A 17,524-nucleotide genomic window follows, 5' to 3' on the forward strand; every position below is an offset into this window, starting at 1 on the left:
GGGCAGGGGCGGGGCGGCTGGCGGCCGTTCGCGCTTGATCTTCGGCAAGTAGCGCGCGACGAACGGCACGATGCCCTGCCGCGCCCATTGCAGGAACAGGATGAACAGCGCGGAGAAGGCGACGATCTCGAGCTGGCCGGACGCGCCCTTGGCGATCAACGGCAGATAGTCCTGCACGCTGTTCTTGAGCAAGGTGACGATAGCGGCGCCCACGACGCCGCCGAGCAGGCTGCCGGCGCCGCCGACCATCGACATCATCAGATATTCGATGCCCATGCCGGCCTCGAACGGGCCCGGGCTGATGAAGCGGCTCATATGGGCGTAGAGCCAGCCGGAGAGCGAGGCGAGGAAGGCCGCGATCACGAAGGTCACGAGCTTGATCCGGAACGCGTTGATGCCGAGGCTTTCGACCAGGATATTGCCGCCGCGCAGCGCGCGCATGGCGCGGCCGACGCGGGAATCGAGGAGATTGTATCCGAGGAAAAGCACCACGACGACGATGCCCCAGATCAGGAAATAGATCTGGGCGCTCGAAACGAGCGCGAACGATCCGATACTGATCGGCGGGATCGACGAGATGCCGTTGAAGCGCCCGAGCCCCTCGACATTGCCGAACAGGAAGCCGATGGCGAGCCCCCAGGCGACGGTCGAGAGCGACAGGAAATGGCCCTGGAGCCGCAAGGTGACAACGCCGAGGACGGTGGCGACACCGCAGGTCAGCGCCACCCCGAACACGAGGCCGAGCCACGGGGAAGATCCATTCAGAGCAGAGACCCAGGCCGTGGCATAGGCCGCGACGCCGACGAAGGCGGCCTGTCCGAAGGACACGATGCCGCCGACGCCGGTGAGCAGGGCAAGGCCGATCGCGACCAGCGAATAGATGCCGATATAGTTCATCAGCGTGATGCTGAAGGGGTTGAGGACGAATGGCGCGAGCGCGAGGCACGCTACCGCCGCCACCGCCGCGAGCTGAACGTGAAGGCGCGTCATTCCTCGATCTCCTCCTCGGAATGCAGCGAGGCGAGGGATCGCCAGATCAGGATCGGGATCAGAAGCGAGAACACGATGACATCCTTCAGCGCGCTGCTCTCGAAGGATGCGAAGCTTTCGAGGATACCGACGCCGACGGCGCCGATGGCCGCGCCGGGATAGCTCGTCATGCCGCCGACGATGGCGCCGACGAAGGCCTTGAGGCCGAGCAGGAAGCCGGAATCGTAGAATATGGTGTTGACGGGCGCGATCAGGATTCCGGAGACGCCGGCCATCAGCGAACCCAGGAGATAGGCGATGGTGCCGGCGCGGGCGGGACGTATGCCCATCAGGCGGGAGCCGGTCCGGTTCACGGCCGTCGCGCGGAGCGATTTACCGACCAGCGTGAAGTCGAAGAAGAGATAGAGCAGGCCAGAGAAGACGAGGGCTGCGATCACGATCAGCATGGTCTGGCCCGAGATCAGCACGCCCGCAAACTCGGTCGACAATGACGTCAGCGGCTCGGTCCTGACACCCTCGGGACCGAAGAAGAGCAGCCCAAGGCCGACCAGCGCGAAGTGCAGGGCGACGGAAACGGTCAGGAGCAGCAGCACCGTTCCGTCCGCAATGGGACGGAAGACGATCCGGTCCAGCAGCGGGGAGATGGGGGTGATCAGCATCAAGGCCAGCACGAGCCTGATGGCGAGCGGCGGATCGGCGCGCATGGTCAGCCAGGCGAGGCCAACCACGGCCAGCGGCAATGCGAGATAGAAGAAGAGAGCGCGCGGAACCAGCCGACGCTCGCCGTTGCGCAGCAGCGAGACGATTTCGATCAGGGTTGCGAGGCACGCAAGAATGACGACCAGCGCGCCCGTGCCGGGAAAGCGCTTCGCGTCGAGCGCCGCCAGCGTCAGCGCGGTGAAGGCGGCGATGTCGCCAAAGGGAATGAAGATGACCCGTGTCACCGTGAAGATGAGGACCGTCCCGATTGCCACCAGCGCGTAGACTGCGCCGGTGGCGATCCCATCGATCGCAAGAATGGCTGCGATGTCGCTCGTCATTGAGAACGCCGTCCCCTTGTTCTGGTGGCCTGGCCTGTCCGACTACGGCGCGTATTTCCAGGCGCCGCCCGTCAGGCGCACCACGACCAGCGCGCGCTCATCGACGCCGGTCACCGAGCCGGGCTTGAAGTTGTAGATGGCGTGCACGCCGGGCAGCTCCTTGGTGCTGAGGATCGCGTCCCGCAGGGCGGCGCGAAATTCCGCCGTGCCGGGCTTCGCCGTCTTGAGCGCGCGCTCCGCTGCGTTGGCGAAGATCAGCCAGGCGTCGAAGGAGTAGGCCGAGAAGCCGTCGGTGGTCGGGATGTTATGGACCTTCTGGTAGACGCTGCGGAAATCCAGCGCGATCTTCTTGGCGAAATGTTCGTCGGGCAGCTGCTCGGCCACGATGACCGGGCCGGCGGAGACCTGGATGCCTTCGGCCGCCTTGCCGCCGACGTTCACGAAGTCCGGATTGACGAGCGCCACCGTGCCGTAGGTGTTTCCCTTGAAGCCGCGCTCCGCGAGGCTGAGGAGCGGCAGCGCGCCTTGCGTCCCCGAGCCGCCGTCCAGCACGGCGTCCGGCCGCGCCGCGAGCACTTTGAGGATCTGCGCGGTGACCGAAGTGTCGGTGCGCGCATAGCGCTCGTTGGTCTGGATCTTGACATCGCCGGCGGCCTCCGCCGCCTTGGCGCCGTTGTAGACGAGGTCCCCCCAGGCGTCGGAGAAGCCGATATAGCCGATGTTCTTCATGCCGTCGCGCTTCATGCGATCGGCGATGATCTTGACGAGGAGGGACGCAGGCTGCGGCACCGACACCACCCACTGCTCGGGTGTTTCCGGCAGTTTGCCGATCGGCGAGACCGCGATCATCGGCACTTTCAATTCGCTCGCCACCGCCGCCATGGCGATGGTCGAGGGCGCCGTCGCGGTGCCTATCAGGAGGTCGACCTTCTCTTCTTCCACCAGCTTGCGCGCGTTGCGGGTCGCGGCCGACGGGTCGGAGCCGTCGTCGAGCTGGATCAGGCGGACGGTCTCGCCGTTGATGGTCTTCTTGTATTCATAGGCCGCGTTGATGCCGCGCCCGTAGGGAATGCCGATCGACGAGCCGTTGCCGCTGAGCGAGGTGACGAAGCCGATGGTGATATCGGCCCGCGCGGCGGGGGCTGTGACGATGCCGGCGGCAAGTGCAAGTAAACTCAGAGTCTTGCGCATATGCGTTCTCCTCCGTTGATGCTGGATAGGAATGCTTCGATGCTGCCGCACGGGGTCCCCGAACGACGAACCGCCCGATTGAAAACATTGCTGCGGCGCCAAAAACCGGGCGCGACCGAAGAGTGTGTGCTCCGGGCGCTCAGCAGCCATGATGTTGTGCGCCGCGCGAACGATAGGCCCACCGGCACATGCAAGCGGGCCTTTTCCGGAGCGATGAAAGGTCGTCGGTGCCGCCGCGATGCGCGACCGGCGATGCTGCTGCTAAGGCCGGCTGTTCGAGCACGGCGACTGTCCACACGATCGAGTCTCTCAAAATCGGTGCCCTGCAACATCATTGTCATGGCCACCGGTCTTTGACCGGCGAGGAATTACTTAAAGCCTAAAGTAACTCCGGTGGCGCCGTCAACACGTGTCACGGGGCTGTCAGAAAAAAATGTTGTTGCATACAATTTCGTCAGTGTGCGGCGCTTCTGCGCTCATCGACCCATAGAAAAAGCCGTGCTCGCCTTGACCCCGACGGCACTGGTCGCCGTCGCCGCCGCGCGCATTTGACGCGTCAATTAGTTTATGGTTGAAATATATCCATCGGCAGCCGACGACCGATCCTCCGATCACCGCTTGAGGAGAAGGACGATGCGCATCTTCTGGCAGAGCTTTGTTGATGCGAGCGTGAATGCGCCCTACATGGCGCGGCTGTCGGAATACCTGAACGACATCGCTGCGCCAGGCACGACGGTCCACGTCCAGGGCATCAGTCCGCCGGACCGCGAGTTCGGACGGCTCGCGGAATTGCGCTGTGCGGTCCAGGCAATCGACAACGGTATTGCAGCGGAGGAGGGTGGGTTCGACGCCTTCGTCATGGGGCATTTTCAGGATCCCGGACTCTACGAGCTGCGCTCGGCGCTCGACATTCCCGTGATTGGGACTGGCGAGGCGACGTTGCTGGCGGCCTCACAACTCGGGCGGCGGCTGGGTCTTGTGACGCTCGATCCCGTCTTCGAGGTCTTGCACTATGAGCAGGCCGAGCGTTACGGCCTCGGCGATCGCGTCGTCCATGTGACCGGCCTTGGCTGCAGGCCGGATGATTTCTCCGATGCGTTCGCCGGAAACGCTGCCGCGCAAGCCCGCATGATCAAGGACTTCGTCGCCTGCGCGCTCCCGCTGGTGGAACGCGGCGCGGATGTCGTGATCCCGGCCGGCGTGTTGCCAGGCCTCTTGATCGGGCGAGAGCATGGCCTGAAGGTCGGCCACGCTCCGGTGGTCAACTGCGCGGCCGTGGCGCTCAAGAGTGCCGAGATGTGGGTACAGCTCCGGAAGCTCAATGGCACCGAGCCCAGCCGCGGGCCGAGCTTCAGGCGGGCCAGCGCCCAGGCCCGCGATGACTTCCGCGCGCTACTTGCCCGTAACAGCCGCTAGTCCTCGAAAAACCGTTCCTGGAGAACAAATAATGATGACCCCCGAAAAGATCCTGTACGAGACCGAGGTGGCGGCGACCGGAGGTCGGGATGGCAAGGCGGTCAGCGCTGACGGTCTGCTCTCGGTGTCCCTGTCCTTGCCGAAATCGATGGGTGGTCCCGGCGGCGAAGGCACCAATCCCGAGCAGCTCTTTGCGGCCGGCTATGCCGCTTGCTTTCTCGGCGCGGTCAAGCTCGTCGCGCGCACGCGGAAGGTGGTGCCCTCTGCCGAGCCGTCCGTGACTGCGAAGGTTGCGATGGGGCCGGTGCCCGTCGGATATGCGCTCGCTGTCGAGCTGAAGGTCAGCCTGCCTGGTGTCGAGAAGGCCGTGGCCGAAGAGGTCGTTGCCGGTGCGCATGAGCGTTGCCCCTATTCGAACGCAACCCGCGGCAATATTGACGTGAAACTGACGGTGGTCTGAGGCGGATGAACGAGGGCGGTCGGTGACCAACACCTTGCGCGCACCATATGACGGCGTGGTGATCGCGGCTCCCGTCACGATTCCCTATGTGCGCTACTCCATCGAGAGCGCGCAGTGGTGGATCGGGCGGGCGCTGAGCGCGCTCGTCGCGCAGGCCGGCATCAAGGCCTCCGACATCGACGGCCTGTGCGTCTCCAGTTTCACCATGGGCACGGACAGTGGCATCGGATTGACACAGCATTTCGGGCTCTGCGTCCGGTGGTTGGACACGATCCCGCTCGGCGGCGCCAGCGCTATTGCGGCGCTGCGCAAGGCGGCGCGCGCGGTTCAGGCGCGCGATGCCGACATCGTGGCGTGCGTCGCTGGCGACACCAATCACGTCGATTCGTTCAGGCTGACGCTGGAGAATTTCTCGCGGTTCAATCAGGACGCCGTCTATCCTTACGGCGCGGGCGGCGCCAATGCCAGCTTTGCGCTGATTGCGCGCAACTATATGCGAATGTTCGGCGTCGCGCGCGAGGACGTCGGCAAGATCGCTGTCGCCCAGCGCGCCAATGCCCTGCGCAACCCGCATGCGCTCATGAAGGCTCCGCTCACGCTCGAGCAATACCTGGCGGCCCGGCCGATTTCCGATCCGATCCACCTGTTCGATTGCGTGATGCCCTGTGCGGGCGCGGAAGCTTTCCTCGTGATGCGCGATGAGACGGCTTCATCCCTGAAGCTGCCCGCCGCGCGACTCCTTTCGACGATCGAGCGGCACAATGCCTTTGCCGACGATCCGATGCAGGTGCGCGGCGGCTGGGCGATGGATGTCGACGAGCTCTATGCGATGGCCGGCGTCAAGCCTGACGATCTCGATGTCGTGCAGACCTATGACGACTATCCCATCATCACGATGATGCAGTTCGAGGATCTCGGATTCTGCAAGAAGGGCGAGGGCGCTGAGTTCGTGCGCCAACACGATCTCACCATCGATGGCGACTTCCCGCACAACACCTCGGGCGGACAGCTCTCGGTCGGGCAGGCCGGTGCCGCCGGCGCCTACCTCGGCCTCGTTGAAGGGTTGCGGCAGGTTCTGGGCAGTGCCGGTCCCACGCAGGTCAGGAATGCGAGCCTCGCTCTGGCCTCGGGGTTCGGTATGATCAACTATGATCGTGGTCTCGCCTCGGGTGCCGCGATCTTTGCTGGACCGTCGCGATGATAGAGCAGATCAAGCCGCCCCGGCGCAAGAACCCGCTGCTGCGGACGCGGCTACCGGCCTCGCCACCGCGACCGCGCAGCAGGATGTCGCACGGGTTCACGCGCGCGGCCGCCGAAGGCCGCTTTATGCTGCAGCGCTGCGAGGCTTGCGGCACCTTTGCTTATCCGGCGCGCGAAGCCTGCCCGTCTTGTCTTTCGGCCGGCCTCGCTTTCGTCGATGCGCCGCGGCAAGGTGTACTGCTTGCCGAGACAACGGCGCTGGTGCCGAGCGACGTCTATTTCCGCGAGCGGGCGCCGTGGCGGATCGGCCTCGTCAAGATGGATTGCGGTCCGACGATCGTCGCACATCTTCATGCCGACTGCGCAGAGGGCGCGGCCGTCAGCATGTCGCTGCAACTCGACAAGAGCGGCCAGGCGGTGGCCTTTGCCCGTCCCGAAGGGGAGACTCCCAACATGGCAGACGACAAGCAGTGGCGGGAAATGACGGCCGATCCGAAATTCCGTCGCGTGCTCGTCACCAATGGCCGCAGCGTCATCGGTCAGGAAGCCGTCACCGCTTTGAAGGCGGCGGGCGCCAAGACGGTGTTCGTCGGCATTGCCGAACCATGGCGGCCGTTCGCCGGCGAGGAGCGGCTGCGCGGTCAAGACGGGATCGAGATCGTGACTCTCGATGCTGCTGACGAAAAATCGGCTACCGATCTTGCGGCCGACATCGGCGGCAAGGTCGATATTCTCGTCAACACGACGGAATATGTCCGGCCGGGCGGCCTGCTCGATCGCAGGGGCACGAGCATCGCACGGGACGAGATCGACCAGGCCTATCTCGGCTTCATCAATCTGGCTCAAGCCTTTGGCCCCGCCATGCGGATGCGCGGTGCCGACGGCATCAACAGCAGCGCGGCATGGGTCAATATTCTCTCGGTCTATGCACTAGCGAACTGGCCCGCCTTCGGCGCCTACTCGGCTTCGCAGGCCGCCTGCCTGTCGTTGTCGCATTGCTTGCGCGCGGAGCTGCGGCCGGGCGGCGTCCGGGTGATGAACCTGTTCACCGGCCCTGTCGACACCGAATGGTTCCAGACCGTGCCGCCGCCCAAGGTCGCGCCGCGCGTGATCGCGCAGGCGGTCGTGTCGGGCCTCAAGAACGGACTCGAAGAGATGTATGTCGGAGATGTCGCCGAAGAGATCCGGCAACGTCTCGCGGCCAATCCGAAAGCGCTCGAGCGCGAGCTCGACCGATAAGAAGCGGGATTTCAACCGAGCTGGAGGACGTGACGATGCAAAGCAAGAGTCTCCTGGAGCTGGCGAGTGCGATTTCTTCCGGCGCGGTGCGCGTCGTCGATCTGACCTTCACACTCAGTCCGGACTTTCCGGTCATCGTCCTGCCGCCGGAATTCGGTCAGGCCGCGCCTGTCCGCATCCAGGAGATATCGCGATACGATGGTCGCGGCCCGGCCTGGTACTGGAACAACGTTACGTTCGGCGAACACACCGGCACGCATTTCGACGCGCCGATTCACTGGTTCACCGGCAAGAACCTGCCGAACAATGCCGTCGACACGATGCCGGCCAAGGACATGATCGCACCGGCCTGTGTCATCGACTGCTCGGCGCAGGCGGCGCAGGATCCCGATTTCCTGCTGACCGTCCCGATTGTCGAAGCTTGGGAAGCCAGGCACGGCCGGATCCCTGAGCGGAATTGGGTCCTGCTCAGGACCGACTGGTCGAAGAAGGGCTGGCGTGACTACTCCAATCTCGGGGACGACGGCGCGCATACGCCGGGCCCGAACCCGGTGGTGATGAAGTGGCTGGTGGAGGAGCGCGGTGTCATCGGTTTCGGCACCGAAACCATCGGCACGGATGCGGGGCAGGCCGGGCACTTCGAGCCGCCCTATCCAGCGCATCACTTCCTGCACGGCGCGGGCCGCTACGGCCTGCAATGCCTGTGTAACCTGGATCAGCTTCCGGCCACCGGCGCCGTCATCGTGGCTTCGCCACTGAAGATCCAGAACGGCTCCGGCAGCCCGCTTCGAGTCATCGCTCTGGTGTCGTCCACTTGAGCCCCAATCCATGGCGCTCGCCAGCCAGAACAAGAAATTCTCCCGAAAGACAGGTGCCATGAACTTGATCAAGAGCCTGGTGGCTTCCACTGCATTGCTGCTTGCCGTTCCGCAATTCGCGCGAGCCGAGATCCTCGTCGGATTCGTTACCGGCCTCAGTGGGCCGGTGTCATCGATCGGTATTCCCAACGCGAAGGGGATCGCGGCAGGTCAGGCCTATATCGGCGAAATTGGCGGCGAGAAGCTGCGGGTCATCCAGCTCGACGACGGCTCCGATCCGACCGCGTCGGCACGCAATGCGCGCAAGCTGCTGGAGCAGGAGAAGGTCGATATCCTGATCGGCACGTCCGGCGCTCCCCAGACGCTCGCGATGGCGACCGCGGCCATCGAGATGAAGATTCCGATGATCGCGGTGTCGCCGATCGCACCGGTGGCGTCAGGCGACGGCGGTCCTTGGGTCGTGCAGACGCCGCAGCCCACGCCGCTTCTGGTGCAAGGAATCGTGGACCACATGAAGGCGAAGAGCCTGACGACCGTGGCCTTCATCGGTTTCTCCGATGCGTTCGGCGATCTCATGTACAATTCGCTCGAGCAGAGTGCGAAGGCCGCCGGCATCAAGGTCGTCGCCAACGAGCGCTATGCCCGGTCGGACTCCTCGGTGACGGCTCAGGTGCTGCGCGCACTCGCCGCGCGTCCCGACGCCATCATGCTCGGCGGCACCGGCACGCCAGGCGCGCTGCCGGTCATCGCTCTGTCCGAGCGGGGATATAAGGGACCGCTCTACGGCAATCACGGGCTGATCAGCGCCGATTTCCTTCGTCTGGCCGGCAAAGCCGCCAATGGCATCATGTGCCCGACGGGACCTGTGACCGCGGCGGAGCAGCTTCCGGCCAGCAATCCGATCCAGAAGGTCGCCCTGGATTTCCGCGCGGCCTTCGAAAAGGCCAATGGCGAGGCGCCGACGGATTCATTCTCGTCCTATTCCTTCGACGGCTGGCTGATCTTCGCCGACGCCGCCAAGCGTGCGCTGGCAACCGGTGCCAAACCAGGCTCACCTGAGTTCCGTACCGCGATTCGCCAGGCACTGTTCACCACCAAGGAGGTCGTCGGGACGCAGGGCGTCTACACCTACACGCCGGCGGACCGGCATGGAGTCGACGATCGCTCGCGCATCATGGTTCAGATCGAGGACGGCAAGTACAAGCTGTTGCCTTGAGGTGCGAGCATGGTCGCAATGGAGAAAGATGCGCTGGCGAACATCAGCGAGGTGGTCGGCGGTGAGGACGTGACGCCTGCCTGGGCGCGCGCGATGGCGTCGTTTCCGCCGTCTGAGCGCATCCTCTCGACGATGCTCACGCGCCAGGCGGAGCGTTACGGCGATCGCCTTCTGCTCGTTGCCGGAGAGGCGCGTTGGAGCTTTACGCAGGCTGCGACGATTGCGGCTGCGTCGGCCCAGACGCTGGTCGATGCCGGGATCAAGCCGGGCGACCGGGTCGCGCTGATGTGCTCGAACCGTCCGGAGTTCTTGCAGGTCTATCTCGGCTGTGCGTGGCTGGGGGCGATTGCGGTCCCGATCAATACCGCCTTGCGCGGCTTCCAGCTGTCCCACATTTTCCGCAACTCGCGTCCCGCGCTGCTCGTCATCGAGGCTCAGTTCGCCAGCGCGGTCGAGAGTGTCGAGGCGGATGTCGAGCTGCCGCCTCGGACCTGGATCATCGGAGCTGCCGCCGACGCAATCGGTGCCAGGCTTTCCGCGGTCCCGCTGCCGCCTCTTGGCGCCGCAGCCCCGGCCGGCGCCGTGCGTCCCGGTGACACCGTTGCGATCCTCTATACGTCGGGCACCACGGGGCCTGCGAAGGGTGTGTGCTGTCCGCAGGCGCAGCTGTTCTGGTGGGGCGTCTATTCGGCGCGCGCGCTCGGAATCCGCGAGGGCGATGTGCTGTTCACCACGCTGCCGCTGTTCCACACCAACGCGCTGAATGCGTTCTATCAGGCGCTGCTGAACGGATGCACGTACGTGCTCGAGCCGAAGTTCTCGGCTTCCGGCTTTTGGGCTGCCGCGCGACAGCACAATGCGACGGTCGGCTATCTGCTCGGTGCGATGGCGTCGATGCTCCTGGCACAGCCGAAGAGCGCAGACGAGTCAATGCATCGTCTTCGTGTCGCTCTTGGCGGCGGCGTGCCGCCGCAAATCCACGGCCCGTTCCGCGAGCGCTTCGGCGTACCGCTGGTCGACGGCTACGGGTCGACGGAGACGAATTTCGTGTTCGCCGGCACGATTCCGTCGGATCGGGCGGGGACGATGGGGTACCTGGCCGATGGCATTGAGGCGCGGATCGTCGACGAGAATGATTCCGCGCTGCCTGATGGAGAGGCCGGCGAGCTCGTGCTTCGCGCGAGAGAACCCTTTGCGTTCGCGTCCGGCTATTTCGGCATGCCGGAGAAGACCGTGGAGGCCTGGCGAAATCTGTGGTTCCACTCAGGCGATCGGGTCGTTCGCGATTCCGACGGGCATTATCGCTTCATCGATCGCATGAAGGATTCCATCCGCAGGCGCGGCGAGAACGTGTCCTCGTGGGAGGTCGAGCAGGCGATCCAGGCGCACCCCGCGGTCGCTGCCTGCGCGGTCTACCCGCTGCCGTCGGAGTTGGGTGAGGATGAAGTTGCTGCTGCGATTCTGCTGGAACCGGGCCACTTGCTACAGCCCGTCGACATCGTCAGGCATTGCGAAGGACGGATCGCCTATTTCGCTATTCCGCGTTATGTGCGAATCCTCGGTCAGATGCCGCTGACGGAGAACGGCAAGATCAAGAAGGGCGTGCTGCGCGATGCCGGTGTCACGACGGATACATGGGATCGCGAAGCGGCCGGAGTGAAGGTACGACGCTGACGTCGTATCCGCTCAAGGTTTTTGCAAGGCGTCCCTGACGGCGGCCTTGAGTTCGTCGAGCTCGCCGATCAATCCATCGAACCGATCTGCCGGGAAATCCGCCAGCAGCTCGGCAAGCCATGCGCCGTGGCTCTTGGCCATTCGCCTGAAGATCTTGCGGCCTTCGACCGTCATACAGACGATCTGCACCCGCCGGTCGAGGTTCGACGCCGTGCGGGTGATGTATCCATCTGCGACCAGGCGGTCGACGATTGGCGTGAGGTTCCCGGCGGAGACCATCAGGCGCTTGGGCAGCTCTCCCAGCACAAGTCCGCTTGGTTCGCGGTCGAGCTGGGCGAGAACGTCGAAGCGGGGCATCGTGAAGTCGAACTCTTCGCGAAACCGGCGCCGCAACTCGCTTTCGATGAGGGACGTGCAGGCGAGCAGTCGGAGCCAAAGGCGTGTTTGAGCCCTGTACTCAGCCTCCTGATCCGTCTCGTTCTTGGCCGAAACAGGGGTGGACTCCTTCGCGAGTGCCAATCGAATCTCCCGGGCTTCGTGGCTTACGAAAGCTGGCGCAGCTCTCGTGACATTGGCAAGATAGTTCGTGCCAAAAGTAAATTCAAGGCTGGGTCCGAAGGATTCGGAATCGGCGCCGCCGTGCATCCGATTTACACTAAAATTCAGATCGACGCTGCGGCGAGGGGCGTGCCCTCCAGGGCCTTTGCAGAACCGCCTTGACAAGGCACGCGTCGAGGAAATATTTTATACTTAAAATAATTGGGTGAGAGCTCGGCGCAACGCGCGAAAGCGAGGGATCATGCGCATAGTCTGTATCGGCGGCGGGCCGGCCGGCCTCTATCTGGGCCTCCTGATGAAGCGTCGACATCCGGAACATGTCGTCACGGTCGTCGAGCGCAACAAGCCCTACGATACGTTTGGCTGGGGGGTGGTATTCTCCGATGCCATGATGTCTGCGATGCGTCTTGCCGACCCCGAAAGCGCGGCCGAGATCGAGGACGCCTTCAATCATTGGGACGACATCGAGCTGATCTTCAAGGGGACGCGCCAGCGCACGACCGGCCACGGCTTCATCGGCATTGGTCGCAAGCATCTGCTCAACATTCTCCAGAGGCGCTGCGAGGCTCTGGGTGTCGAGCTCGCCTTCGAGCGTGAGGTGGAGTCCGATCTCGAATTCCCCGACGCCGACCTGATCGTCGCCTGCGACGGTGTCAACTCCAGGATTCGCGCCCGCTATGCCGAACAGTTCCAGCCGGACATGGTGATCCGGCCGAACCGCTACATCTGGCTCGGCACCAAGAAGGCGTTCGACGCCTTCACGTTCGATTTCCAGAGGACCGAGCACGGCTGGTTCCAGGCACACATTTACAAGTTCGACGCGGAGACCTCGACCTTCATCGTCGAGACCACGGAAGAGACCTACAATGCTCACGGGCTGGGCGAGCTCGATCAGCAAGGGTCGATCGACTTCTGCGAGAAGATCTTCGCCGAGACGCTCGACGGTGCGAAGCTCTTGACCAACGCCCGCCATCTGCGCGGCTCGGCTTGGCTCAATTTCAGCCGCCTGATCTGCGGCAAATGGAGCGTGTTCAACGGCCGCTCCCATGTCGTGCTGATGGGGGACGCCGCGCACACCGCGCATTTCGCCATCGGGTCGGGCACCAAGCTCGCGCTCGACGACGCCATCGAGCTCGCCAACCAGTTCGATCACCATGGTCACGGGCGCGACCGCATCCAGACCGTGCTGGAGGCCTACGAGGAAGTACGCCGCGTCGACGTGGCGCGCATCCAGAACGCCGCGCGCAATGCGATGGAATGGTTCGAGGTGGTCGGCCGGCGCTATGCTGATACGCTCGAACCGCCGCAATTCTTCTATTCGATGCTGACGCGTTCCCAGCGCATCAGCCATGAAAACCTGCGCCTGCGCGACCGTGCCTGGTTGGAAGGATTCGAGCGATGGTTTGCCGCGCGCTCGGGCATCGCCGTCGAGGACGGCGAACGGGTACCGCCGCCGATGCTGACGCCGCACCGCGTGCGCGGCCTCACGCTGGCGAACCGCATCATGGTCTCGCCGATGGCGATGTATTCGGCGAAGGACGGGCTGATCAACGACTTCCACATCGCCCACCTCGGAGCGCGCGCCATGGGCGGCGCCGCGTTGATCTTTGCCGAGATGACCTGCGTCTCACCGGATGCCAGGATTACGCCGGGCTGTCTCGGGCTCTGGAATGATGAGCAAGCGGCACAATGGCGCCGGCTGGTCGATCTGGTCCATAGCCTCGGACATGCCAAGGTCGGCATCCAGCTCGGCCATGCCGGGCGGAAGGGATCGACCCGGCTCGCCTGGGAGGGGATTGACCAACCGCTGGCTTCAGGCAATTGGCCGCTGATCTCGGCTTCCGCGCTGCCCTATCTGCCGCACAGCCAGTTGCCGCGGGAGATGAACCGCAGCGATATGGACCGCGTCCGCGACGATTTCGTCGCCGCAACGCGCCGTGCTGCCGACGCCGGTGTCGATTGGCTCGAGCTTCATTGCGCCCATGGCTATTTGCTATCGAGCTTCCTCTCGCCGCTGACCAACCGGCGGACTGACGAATATGGCGGCAACCACGAAAATCGTGCGCGCTTTCCGCTGGAGGTCTTCAGGGCGATGCGCGCGGCGTGGCCATCCGATCGGCCGATGTCGGTGCGGCTGTCCTGCCATGACTGGACCGAAGGCGGCAACACGCCGGCCGACGCCGCGATCTTCGCTGCGATGTTCAAGGAGGCGGGAGCAGACGTGATCGATTGCTCCTCGGGACAGGTCTGGAAGGAGGAACGGCCGATCTACGGCCGCCTGTTCCAGACGCCATTCGCCGATCTGATCCGCAACGAAGTCGGCATCGAGACGATAGCAGTCGGTGCGATCTCCGAGGCCGATCACGCCAACTCGATTCTCGCGGCTGGCCGCGCGGATCTCTGCGCGATTGCGCGGCCGCATCTCGCCGACCCGGCCTGGACGCTGCACGAAGCCGCGCGCATCGGCATCACAGCGGTCAACTGGCCGAAGCAGTATCTGTCCGCCAAGGGACAATACGAAGCCAATCTGGCGCGTGCCGCTGCCGTGGCCGCGCAGTGAGCGAAGGAGGGATCGGATGAACTCCGTGGTAAAGATGATCCGGCGCGAATGGCTGGACTGGCCGTTCTTCGAGCCCCGCCATCTTGCGATCGGCGAGGCGCTCGATCGCTTCGTGCAGTCGGGAGCCCTCGACAAGATCGATCACAATGATGTGGATGGTGCCTGTCGCAAGCTTGTGCGCGCGATGGGCGCGGCGGGGTTGCTCGATTGCGCGGTCGCGGCGTCGCCCGATGGCGATGCGACGTCGATCGATTCCCGCTCGATCTGCCTGTCGCGCGAGTCGCTGGCCTATGCCGATGGCCTCGCCGATTTTGCTTTCGCCATGCAGGGGCTTGGCTCCGGAGCGATTGCACTGGGTGGCTCGGCGGAGTTGCGCAAGGCCGTGCTGCCGAAGGTGCGTTCCGGCGAATGGCTCGCGGCCTTCGCGCTCTCCGAGAAGGAGGCGGGGTCGGACGTCGCGGCGATGTCCTGCACGGCGCGGGTCGACGGCGACAACTACGTCATCGACGGCGAGAAGACCTGGATCTCGAACGGCGGCATTGCCGACGTCTATACGCTGTTTGCGCGAACGGGCGAGGCGCCGGGCGCCCGCGGCATTTCGGCCTTCGTCGTCTTTCCGGATGATCCCGGTTTTAGCATTGCCGAGCGCATCGACGTCATCGCGCCGCACCCGCTGGCCACGTTGCGCTTCACCAATTGCCGGATTCCCGCGAGCCGTAGGCTCGGCGCGCCCGGGGGCGGGTTCAAGCTCGCGATGCAGACGTTGGATATTTTCCGCGCATCGGTCGCCGCCGCAGCCCTCGGCTTTGCCCGTCGCGCGCTCGACGAGGCATTGTCGCATGCCCGCAGCCGAAACATGTTCGGTGCGACGCTGGGGGATCTTCAACTGACCCAGGCCGCGCTCGGCGACATGGCGACCGACACCGACGCGGCGGCGCTGCTGAGCTACCGCGCGGCCTGGCGCCGCGATGTCCAGAAGCTTCCGACGACGCGCGAAGCCGCCATGGCGAAGCTGACCGCCACCGAGACCGCGCAGCGCGTCATCGACCGTGCCGTCCAGATGTTCGGCGGCCGCGGCGTGCGCAAGGGAGAGGTCGTCGAAAGTCTCTACCGCGAAATCCGCGCGCTGCGCATCTACGAGGGTGCGACCGAGGTCCAGAAGTTGATTGTCGCCCGCGAGCTGTTGAAGCCGCGCTGAAGGGATTGAGAACTACGCATGAGCACGATCAGCAAGCCGGAAGCCCCCGTTGCGCGTGGTCTGCAACTGCTTCAGCCCAGCGGCTGGCCGCAGCCGAAGGGGTATGCGAATGGCGTCATGGCTGAAGGACGACTCATCGTGACGGGTGGTGTGGTCGGTTGGGACGCAGCCGGGCGATTTGCGGACGGCTTCGTTGCGCAGGTCCGCCAGACGCTCGAGAACATCGTCGCGATTCTGGCAGAGGGAGGCGCGCGGCCGGACCATCTCGTGCGCCTGACCTGGTACGTCGTGGACATGGACGAATATGTGTCGAACCTGAAAGCGCTCGGCAAAGTCTATCGCGAGGTCATTGGCACCCATTACCCTAGCATGGCGCTGGTGCAGGTCGTGCGTCTCGTCGAGCCATCCTCGCGTGTCGAGATCGAGGCGACGGCCGTCGTCCCGCGCTGACGAAGGCGTCGGCCGCAGGCCCGCGGCGAGACCGCGACGATGGAAAGCTCTCTACGGCGCCCGTGATGGATTGGAGCGAGAGCTCAATATTTTCAATCGGCTAAGGGGCGGCGTGTGCACCATGTGTGCACCGGGAGATGCACAAAAATCTATCGACTGCAAATTTGAGCAGACGGTCTGAGGCGTGATACTGAGCTCGGCTTCCGCGCGATCGAATTGACGAGAGCAGTGCAGCGACTACAACAGGCGTTTCGCCGCCGGTCATGAGTGAGAAAGAAGCCCAATGTTCCTGACCGAGAACGATCTGAATGAATTGGTGGCATGGCGACGCCATCTTCACGCCGTGCCGGAACTGTCGGGGCAAGAGGCAAAAACCGCGGAAGCCGTGCGGGCCCGTCTTCAGGCGGCGGGTGCCGACAGGATCGTTTCGGGCCTCGGTGGTCACGGCGTGCTTGGAATCTATGATGGACGTGAGTCTGGCCCGACGATCATGCTTCGGGCCGAACTGGATGCACTGCCGATTCAAGAAAAATCAGAACTCAAGCATCGATCGCTGATAGCAGGAAAGGCCCATCTCTGCGGTCATGATGGTCATATGGCAATTCTGGCGGCCGTAGCGCAAAATCTGAGCCAGCAACGTCCAAGCCGAGGTCGCGTAGCGCTCCTGTTTCAGCCGGCCGAGGAGGACGGGTCCGGTGCGGCCGCCGTTCTGGCTGACGCGAAGTTTGAGCAGATGCGGCCCGACTTTGTCTTCGCGCTGCATAACCTTCCCGGCCTCGGTCTTGGACAGGTCTCTCTTGCCGAAGGTTTGGTGAATTGCGCCTCGCAAGGAATGCAGATCAGATTATCAGGACGAACGACGCACGCGTCGAATCCGGAGCTTGGTGTCTCCCCGAAAGACGCGCTCGCCAGGCTTCTGCTGGAGATACCCGCGCTCGGGCGCGGGACGGAGCTAGACGACGACTTCTCAATGCTGACGGTCACCCACGCAAGACTTGGGGAGCCTGCGTTCGGTATCGCGCCGGGCTTCGGCGAATTGTGGGCGACACTGAGAACATGCACCGACATGATGATGGAACGGCTCCGCCTGGAGGCGGAAGACTTGGTTCGGCGCGTGACGGCCGGCAAGGGGCTGAGCACGGAAATCGCTTATCGCGACGTCTTCAATCATTGCGCAAACGACGTCGATGCTGTTGCCCAGCTTAGAAGCGCGCTGGACGCAGAGGGGGTGCGACATTCGGCGGAGGGCCTTCCACTGCGTGGCTCCGAGGACTTCGGACGTTTTGGCTCCCGTTCGAAGTCGGCGATGTTTTTCCTGGGAGCCGGCAAAGAGCATCCCGGGCTGCATGAGTCGAACTACGACTTTCCGGATCAGTTGATAGAAATTGGTGCAAGAATATTCGTGCGCACCATACGCAACCTGCTTGGCTAAATAGAGAATTCCGGACGGAGTGACAGCGTATCGCCTGCATGCCACATGTTGGATCGGCGCTTAGAACGATTTGAAACTAGAA

The 17,524-nt window shown here is 64.0% G+C and carries 15 protein-coding genes; 11 read left to right on the top strand and 4 right to left on the bottom strand.

Annotated features, from left to right (window positions below):
* From I6F28_RS31085 to I6F28_RS31095, 3 genes are all read right to left on the bottom strand, one after another.
* A partial coding sequence (locus I6F28_RS31085; protein WP_225142717.1) for a branched-chain amino acid ABC transporter permease occupies positions 1–990 on the bottom strand: 990 nt, incomplete at its 3' end.
* A complete protein-coding gene (locus tag I6F28_RS31090; protein WP_036013420.1) occupies positions 987–2,030 on the bottom strand; it encodes a branched-chain amino acid ABC transporter permease in 1,044 nt (347 codons plus the stop codon). The genes I6F28_RS31090 and I6F28_RS31085, both read right to left, overlap by 4 nt.
* A 42-nt stretch (positions 2,031–2,072) precedes the next feature.
* Positions 2,073–3,221 carry an ABC transporter substrate-binding protein gene (locus I6F28_RS31095; RefSeq protein WP_225142719.1) on the bottom strand — a complete coding sequence of 383 codons (1,149 nt, stop codon included), beginning with the start codon at positions 3,219–3,221 and terminating at the stop codon, positions 2,073–2,075.
* Positions 3,222–3,854: 633 nt separating this feature from the next.
* Here I6F28_RS31095 and I6F28_RS31100 point away from each other — a divergent pair.
* From I6F28_RS31100 to I6F28_RS31130, 7 genes are read left to right on the top strand one after another with little or no spacing between them, the layout of a single operon-like run.
* Positions 3,855–4,637 carry an aspartate/glutamate racemase family protein gene (locus tag I6F28_RS31100; RefSeq protein ID WP_225142721.1) on the top strand — a complete coding sequence of 261 codons (783 nt, stop codon included), beginning with the start codon at positions 3,855–3,857 and terminating at the stop codon, positions 4,635–4,637.
* Positions 4,638–4,668: 31 nt separating this feature from the next.
* A complete protein-coding gene (locus tag I6F28_RS31105) occupies positions 4,669–5,097 on the top strand; it encodes an organic hydroperoxide resistance protein (RefSeq protein WP_311735370.1) in 429 nt (142 codons plus the stop codon).
* A gap of 22 nt (positions 5,098–5,119) precedes the next feature.
* Complete coding sequence (locus tag I6F28_RS31110; protein ID WP_225142723.1) at positions 5,120–6,298, top strand: thiolase family protein; 1,179 nt, start codon at positions 5,120–5,122, stop codon at positions 6,296–6,298.
* Positions 6,295–7,536, top strand: coding sequence for an SDR family NAD(P)-dependent oxidoreductase (locus tag I6F28_RS31115; RefSeq protein ID WP_225142724.1), 1,242 nt, complete (start codon positions 6,295–6,297; stop codon positions 7,534–7,536). Before I6F28_RS31110 ends, I6F28_RS31115 begins: the two co-directional genes overlap by 4 nt.
* Before the next feature lie 35 nt (positions 7,537–7,571).
* Positions 7,572–8,354 carry a cyclase family protein gene (locus tag I6F28_RS31120; protein ID WP_225142726.1) on the top strand — a complete coding sequence of 261 codons (783 nt, stop codon included), beginning with the start codon at positions 7,572–7,574 and terminating at the stop codon, positions 8,352–8,354.
* A 58-nt stretch (positions 8,355–8,412) separates the two neighbouring features.
* Positions 8,413–9,570, top strand: coding sequence for an ABC transporter substrate-binding protein (locus I6F28_RS31125; RefSeq protein ID WP_225142728.1), 1,158 nt, complete (start codon positions 8,413–8,415; stop codon positions 9,568–9,570).
* Positions 9,571–9,588: 18 nt separating this feature from the next.
* Complete coding sequence (locus I6F28_RS31130) at positions 9,589–11,244, top strand: ATP-dependent acyl-CoA ligase (RefSeq protein ID WP_524536125.1); 1,656 nt, start codon at positions 9,589–9,591, stop codon at positions 11,242–11,244.
* 12 nt (positions 11,245–11,256) lie between these two features.
* Here the strand turns inward: I6F28_RS31130 and I6F28_RS31135 are convergent, their stop codons facing one another.
* Entirely contained in the window at positions 11,257–11,763 is a 507-nt protein-coding gene (locus I6F28_RS31135; RefSeq protein ID WP_036013463.1) for a MarR family winged helix-turn-helix transcriptional regulator, read from the bottom strand.
* A gap of 280 nt (positions 11,764–12,043) precedes the next feature.
* Between I6F28_RS31135 and I6F28_RS31140 the strand changes: the two genes are divergently transcribed.
* The 4 genes from I6F28_RS31140 (at position 12,044) to I6F28_RS31155 (ending at position 17,442) form a co-directional block, all read left to right on the top strand.
* Complete coding sequence (locus tag I6F28_RS31140) at positions 12,044–14,362, top strand: bifunctional salicylyl-CoA 5-hydroxylase/oxidoreductase (protein ID WP_225142732.1); 2,319 nt, start codon at positions 12,044–12,046, stop codon at positions 14,360–14,362.
* Positions 14,363–14,378: 16 nt separating this feature from the next.
* A complete protein-coding gene (locus I6F28_RS31145; RefSeq protein ID WP_225142734.1) occupies positions 14,379–15,560 on the top strand; it encodes an acyl-CoA dehydrogenase family protein in 1,182 nt (393 codons plus the stop codon).
* A gap of 18 nt (positions 15,561–15,578) precedes the next feature.
* Positions 15,579–16,010, top strand: a complete 432-nt coding sequence (locus tag I6F28_RS31150; protein WP_225142736.1) for a RidA family protein — start codon at positions 15,579–15,581, stop codon at positions 16,008–16,010.
* A gap of 283 nt (positions 16,011–16,293) precedes the next feature.
* Positions 16,294–17,442, top strand: a complete 1,149-nt coding sequence (locus I6F28_RS31155; protein ID WP_225142738.1) for an amidohydrolase — start codon at positions 16,294–16,296, stop codon at positions 17,440–17,442.
* Positions 17,443–17,524 lie beyond the last annotated feature (82 nt).

Origin of the sequence: Bradyrhizobium sp. NBAIM14, from assembly GCF_020193895.1 — a bacterium.
Classification (GTDB): domain Bacteria; phylum Pseudomonadota; class Alphaproteobacteria; order Rhizobiales; family Xanthobacteraceae; genus Bradyrhizobium; species Bradyrhizobium yuanmingense.

Excerpts from the sequence above, each read along its gene's own strand:
- I6F28_RS31090 (WP_036013420.1), bottom strand. The coding sequence starts at position 2,030 with ATGACGAGCGACATCGCAGCCATTCTTGCGATCGATGGGATCGCCACC.
- I6F28_RS31095 (WP_225142719.1), bottom strand. The coding sequence starts at position 3,221 with ATGCGCAAGACTCTGAGTTTACTTGCACTTGCCGCCGGCATCGTCACA.
- I6F28_RS31100 (WP_225142721.1), top strand. The coding sequence starts at position 3,855 with ATGCGCATCTTCTGGCAGAGCTTTGTTGATGCGAGCGTGAATGCGCCC.
- I6F28_RS31105 (WP_311735370.1), top strand. The coding sequence starts at position 4,669 with ATGATGACCCCCGAAAAGATCCTGTACGAGACCGAGGTGGCGGCGACC.
- I6F28_RS31115 (WP_225142724.1), top strand. The coding sequence starts at position 6,295 with ATGATAGAGCAGATCAAGCCGCCCCGGCGCAAGAACCCGCTGCTGCGG.
- I6F28_RS31120 (WP_225142726.1), top strand. The coding sequence starts at position 7,572 with ATGCAAAGCAAGAGTCTCCTGGAGCTGGCGAGTGCGATTTCTTCCGGC.
- I6F28_RS31125 (WP_225142728.1), top strand. The coding sequence starts at position 8,413 with ATGAACTTGATCAAGAGCCTGGTGGCTTCCACTGCATTGCTGCTTGCC.
- I6F28_RS31130 (WP_524536125.1), top strand. The coding sequence starts at position 9,589 with ATGGAGAAAGATGCGCTGGCGAACATCAGCGAGGTGGTCGGCGGTGAG.
- I6F28_RS31140 (WP_225142732.1), top strand. The coding sequence starts at position 12,044 with ATGCGCATAGTCTGTATCGGCGGCGGGCCGGCCGGCCTCTATCTGGGC.
- I6F28_RS31145 (WP_225142734.1), top strand. The coding sequence starts at position 14,379 with ATGAACTCCGTGGTAAAGATGATCCGGCGCGAATGGCTGGACTGGCCG.
- I6F28_RS31150 (WP_225142736.1), top strand. The coding sequence starts at position 15,579 with ATGAGCACGATCAGCAAGCCGGAAGCCCCCGTTGCGCGTGGTCTGCAA.
- I6F28_RS31155 (WP_225142738.1), top strand. The coding sequence starts at position 16,294 with ATGTTCCTGACCGAGAACGATCTGAATGAATTGGTGGCATGGCGACGC.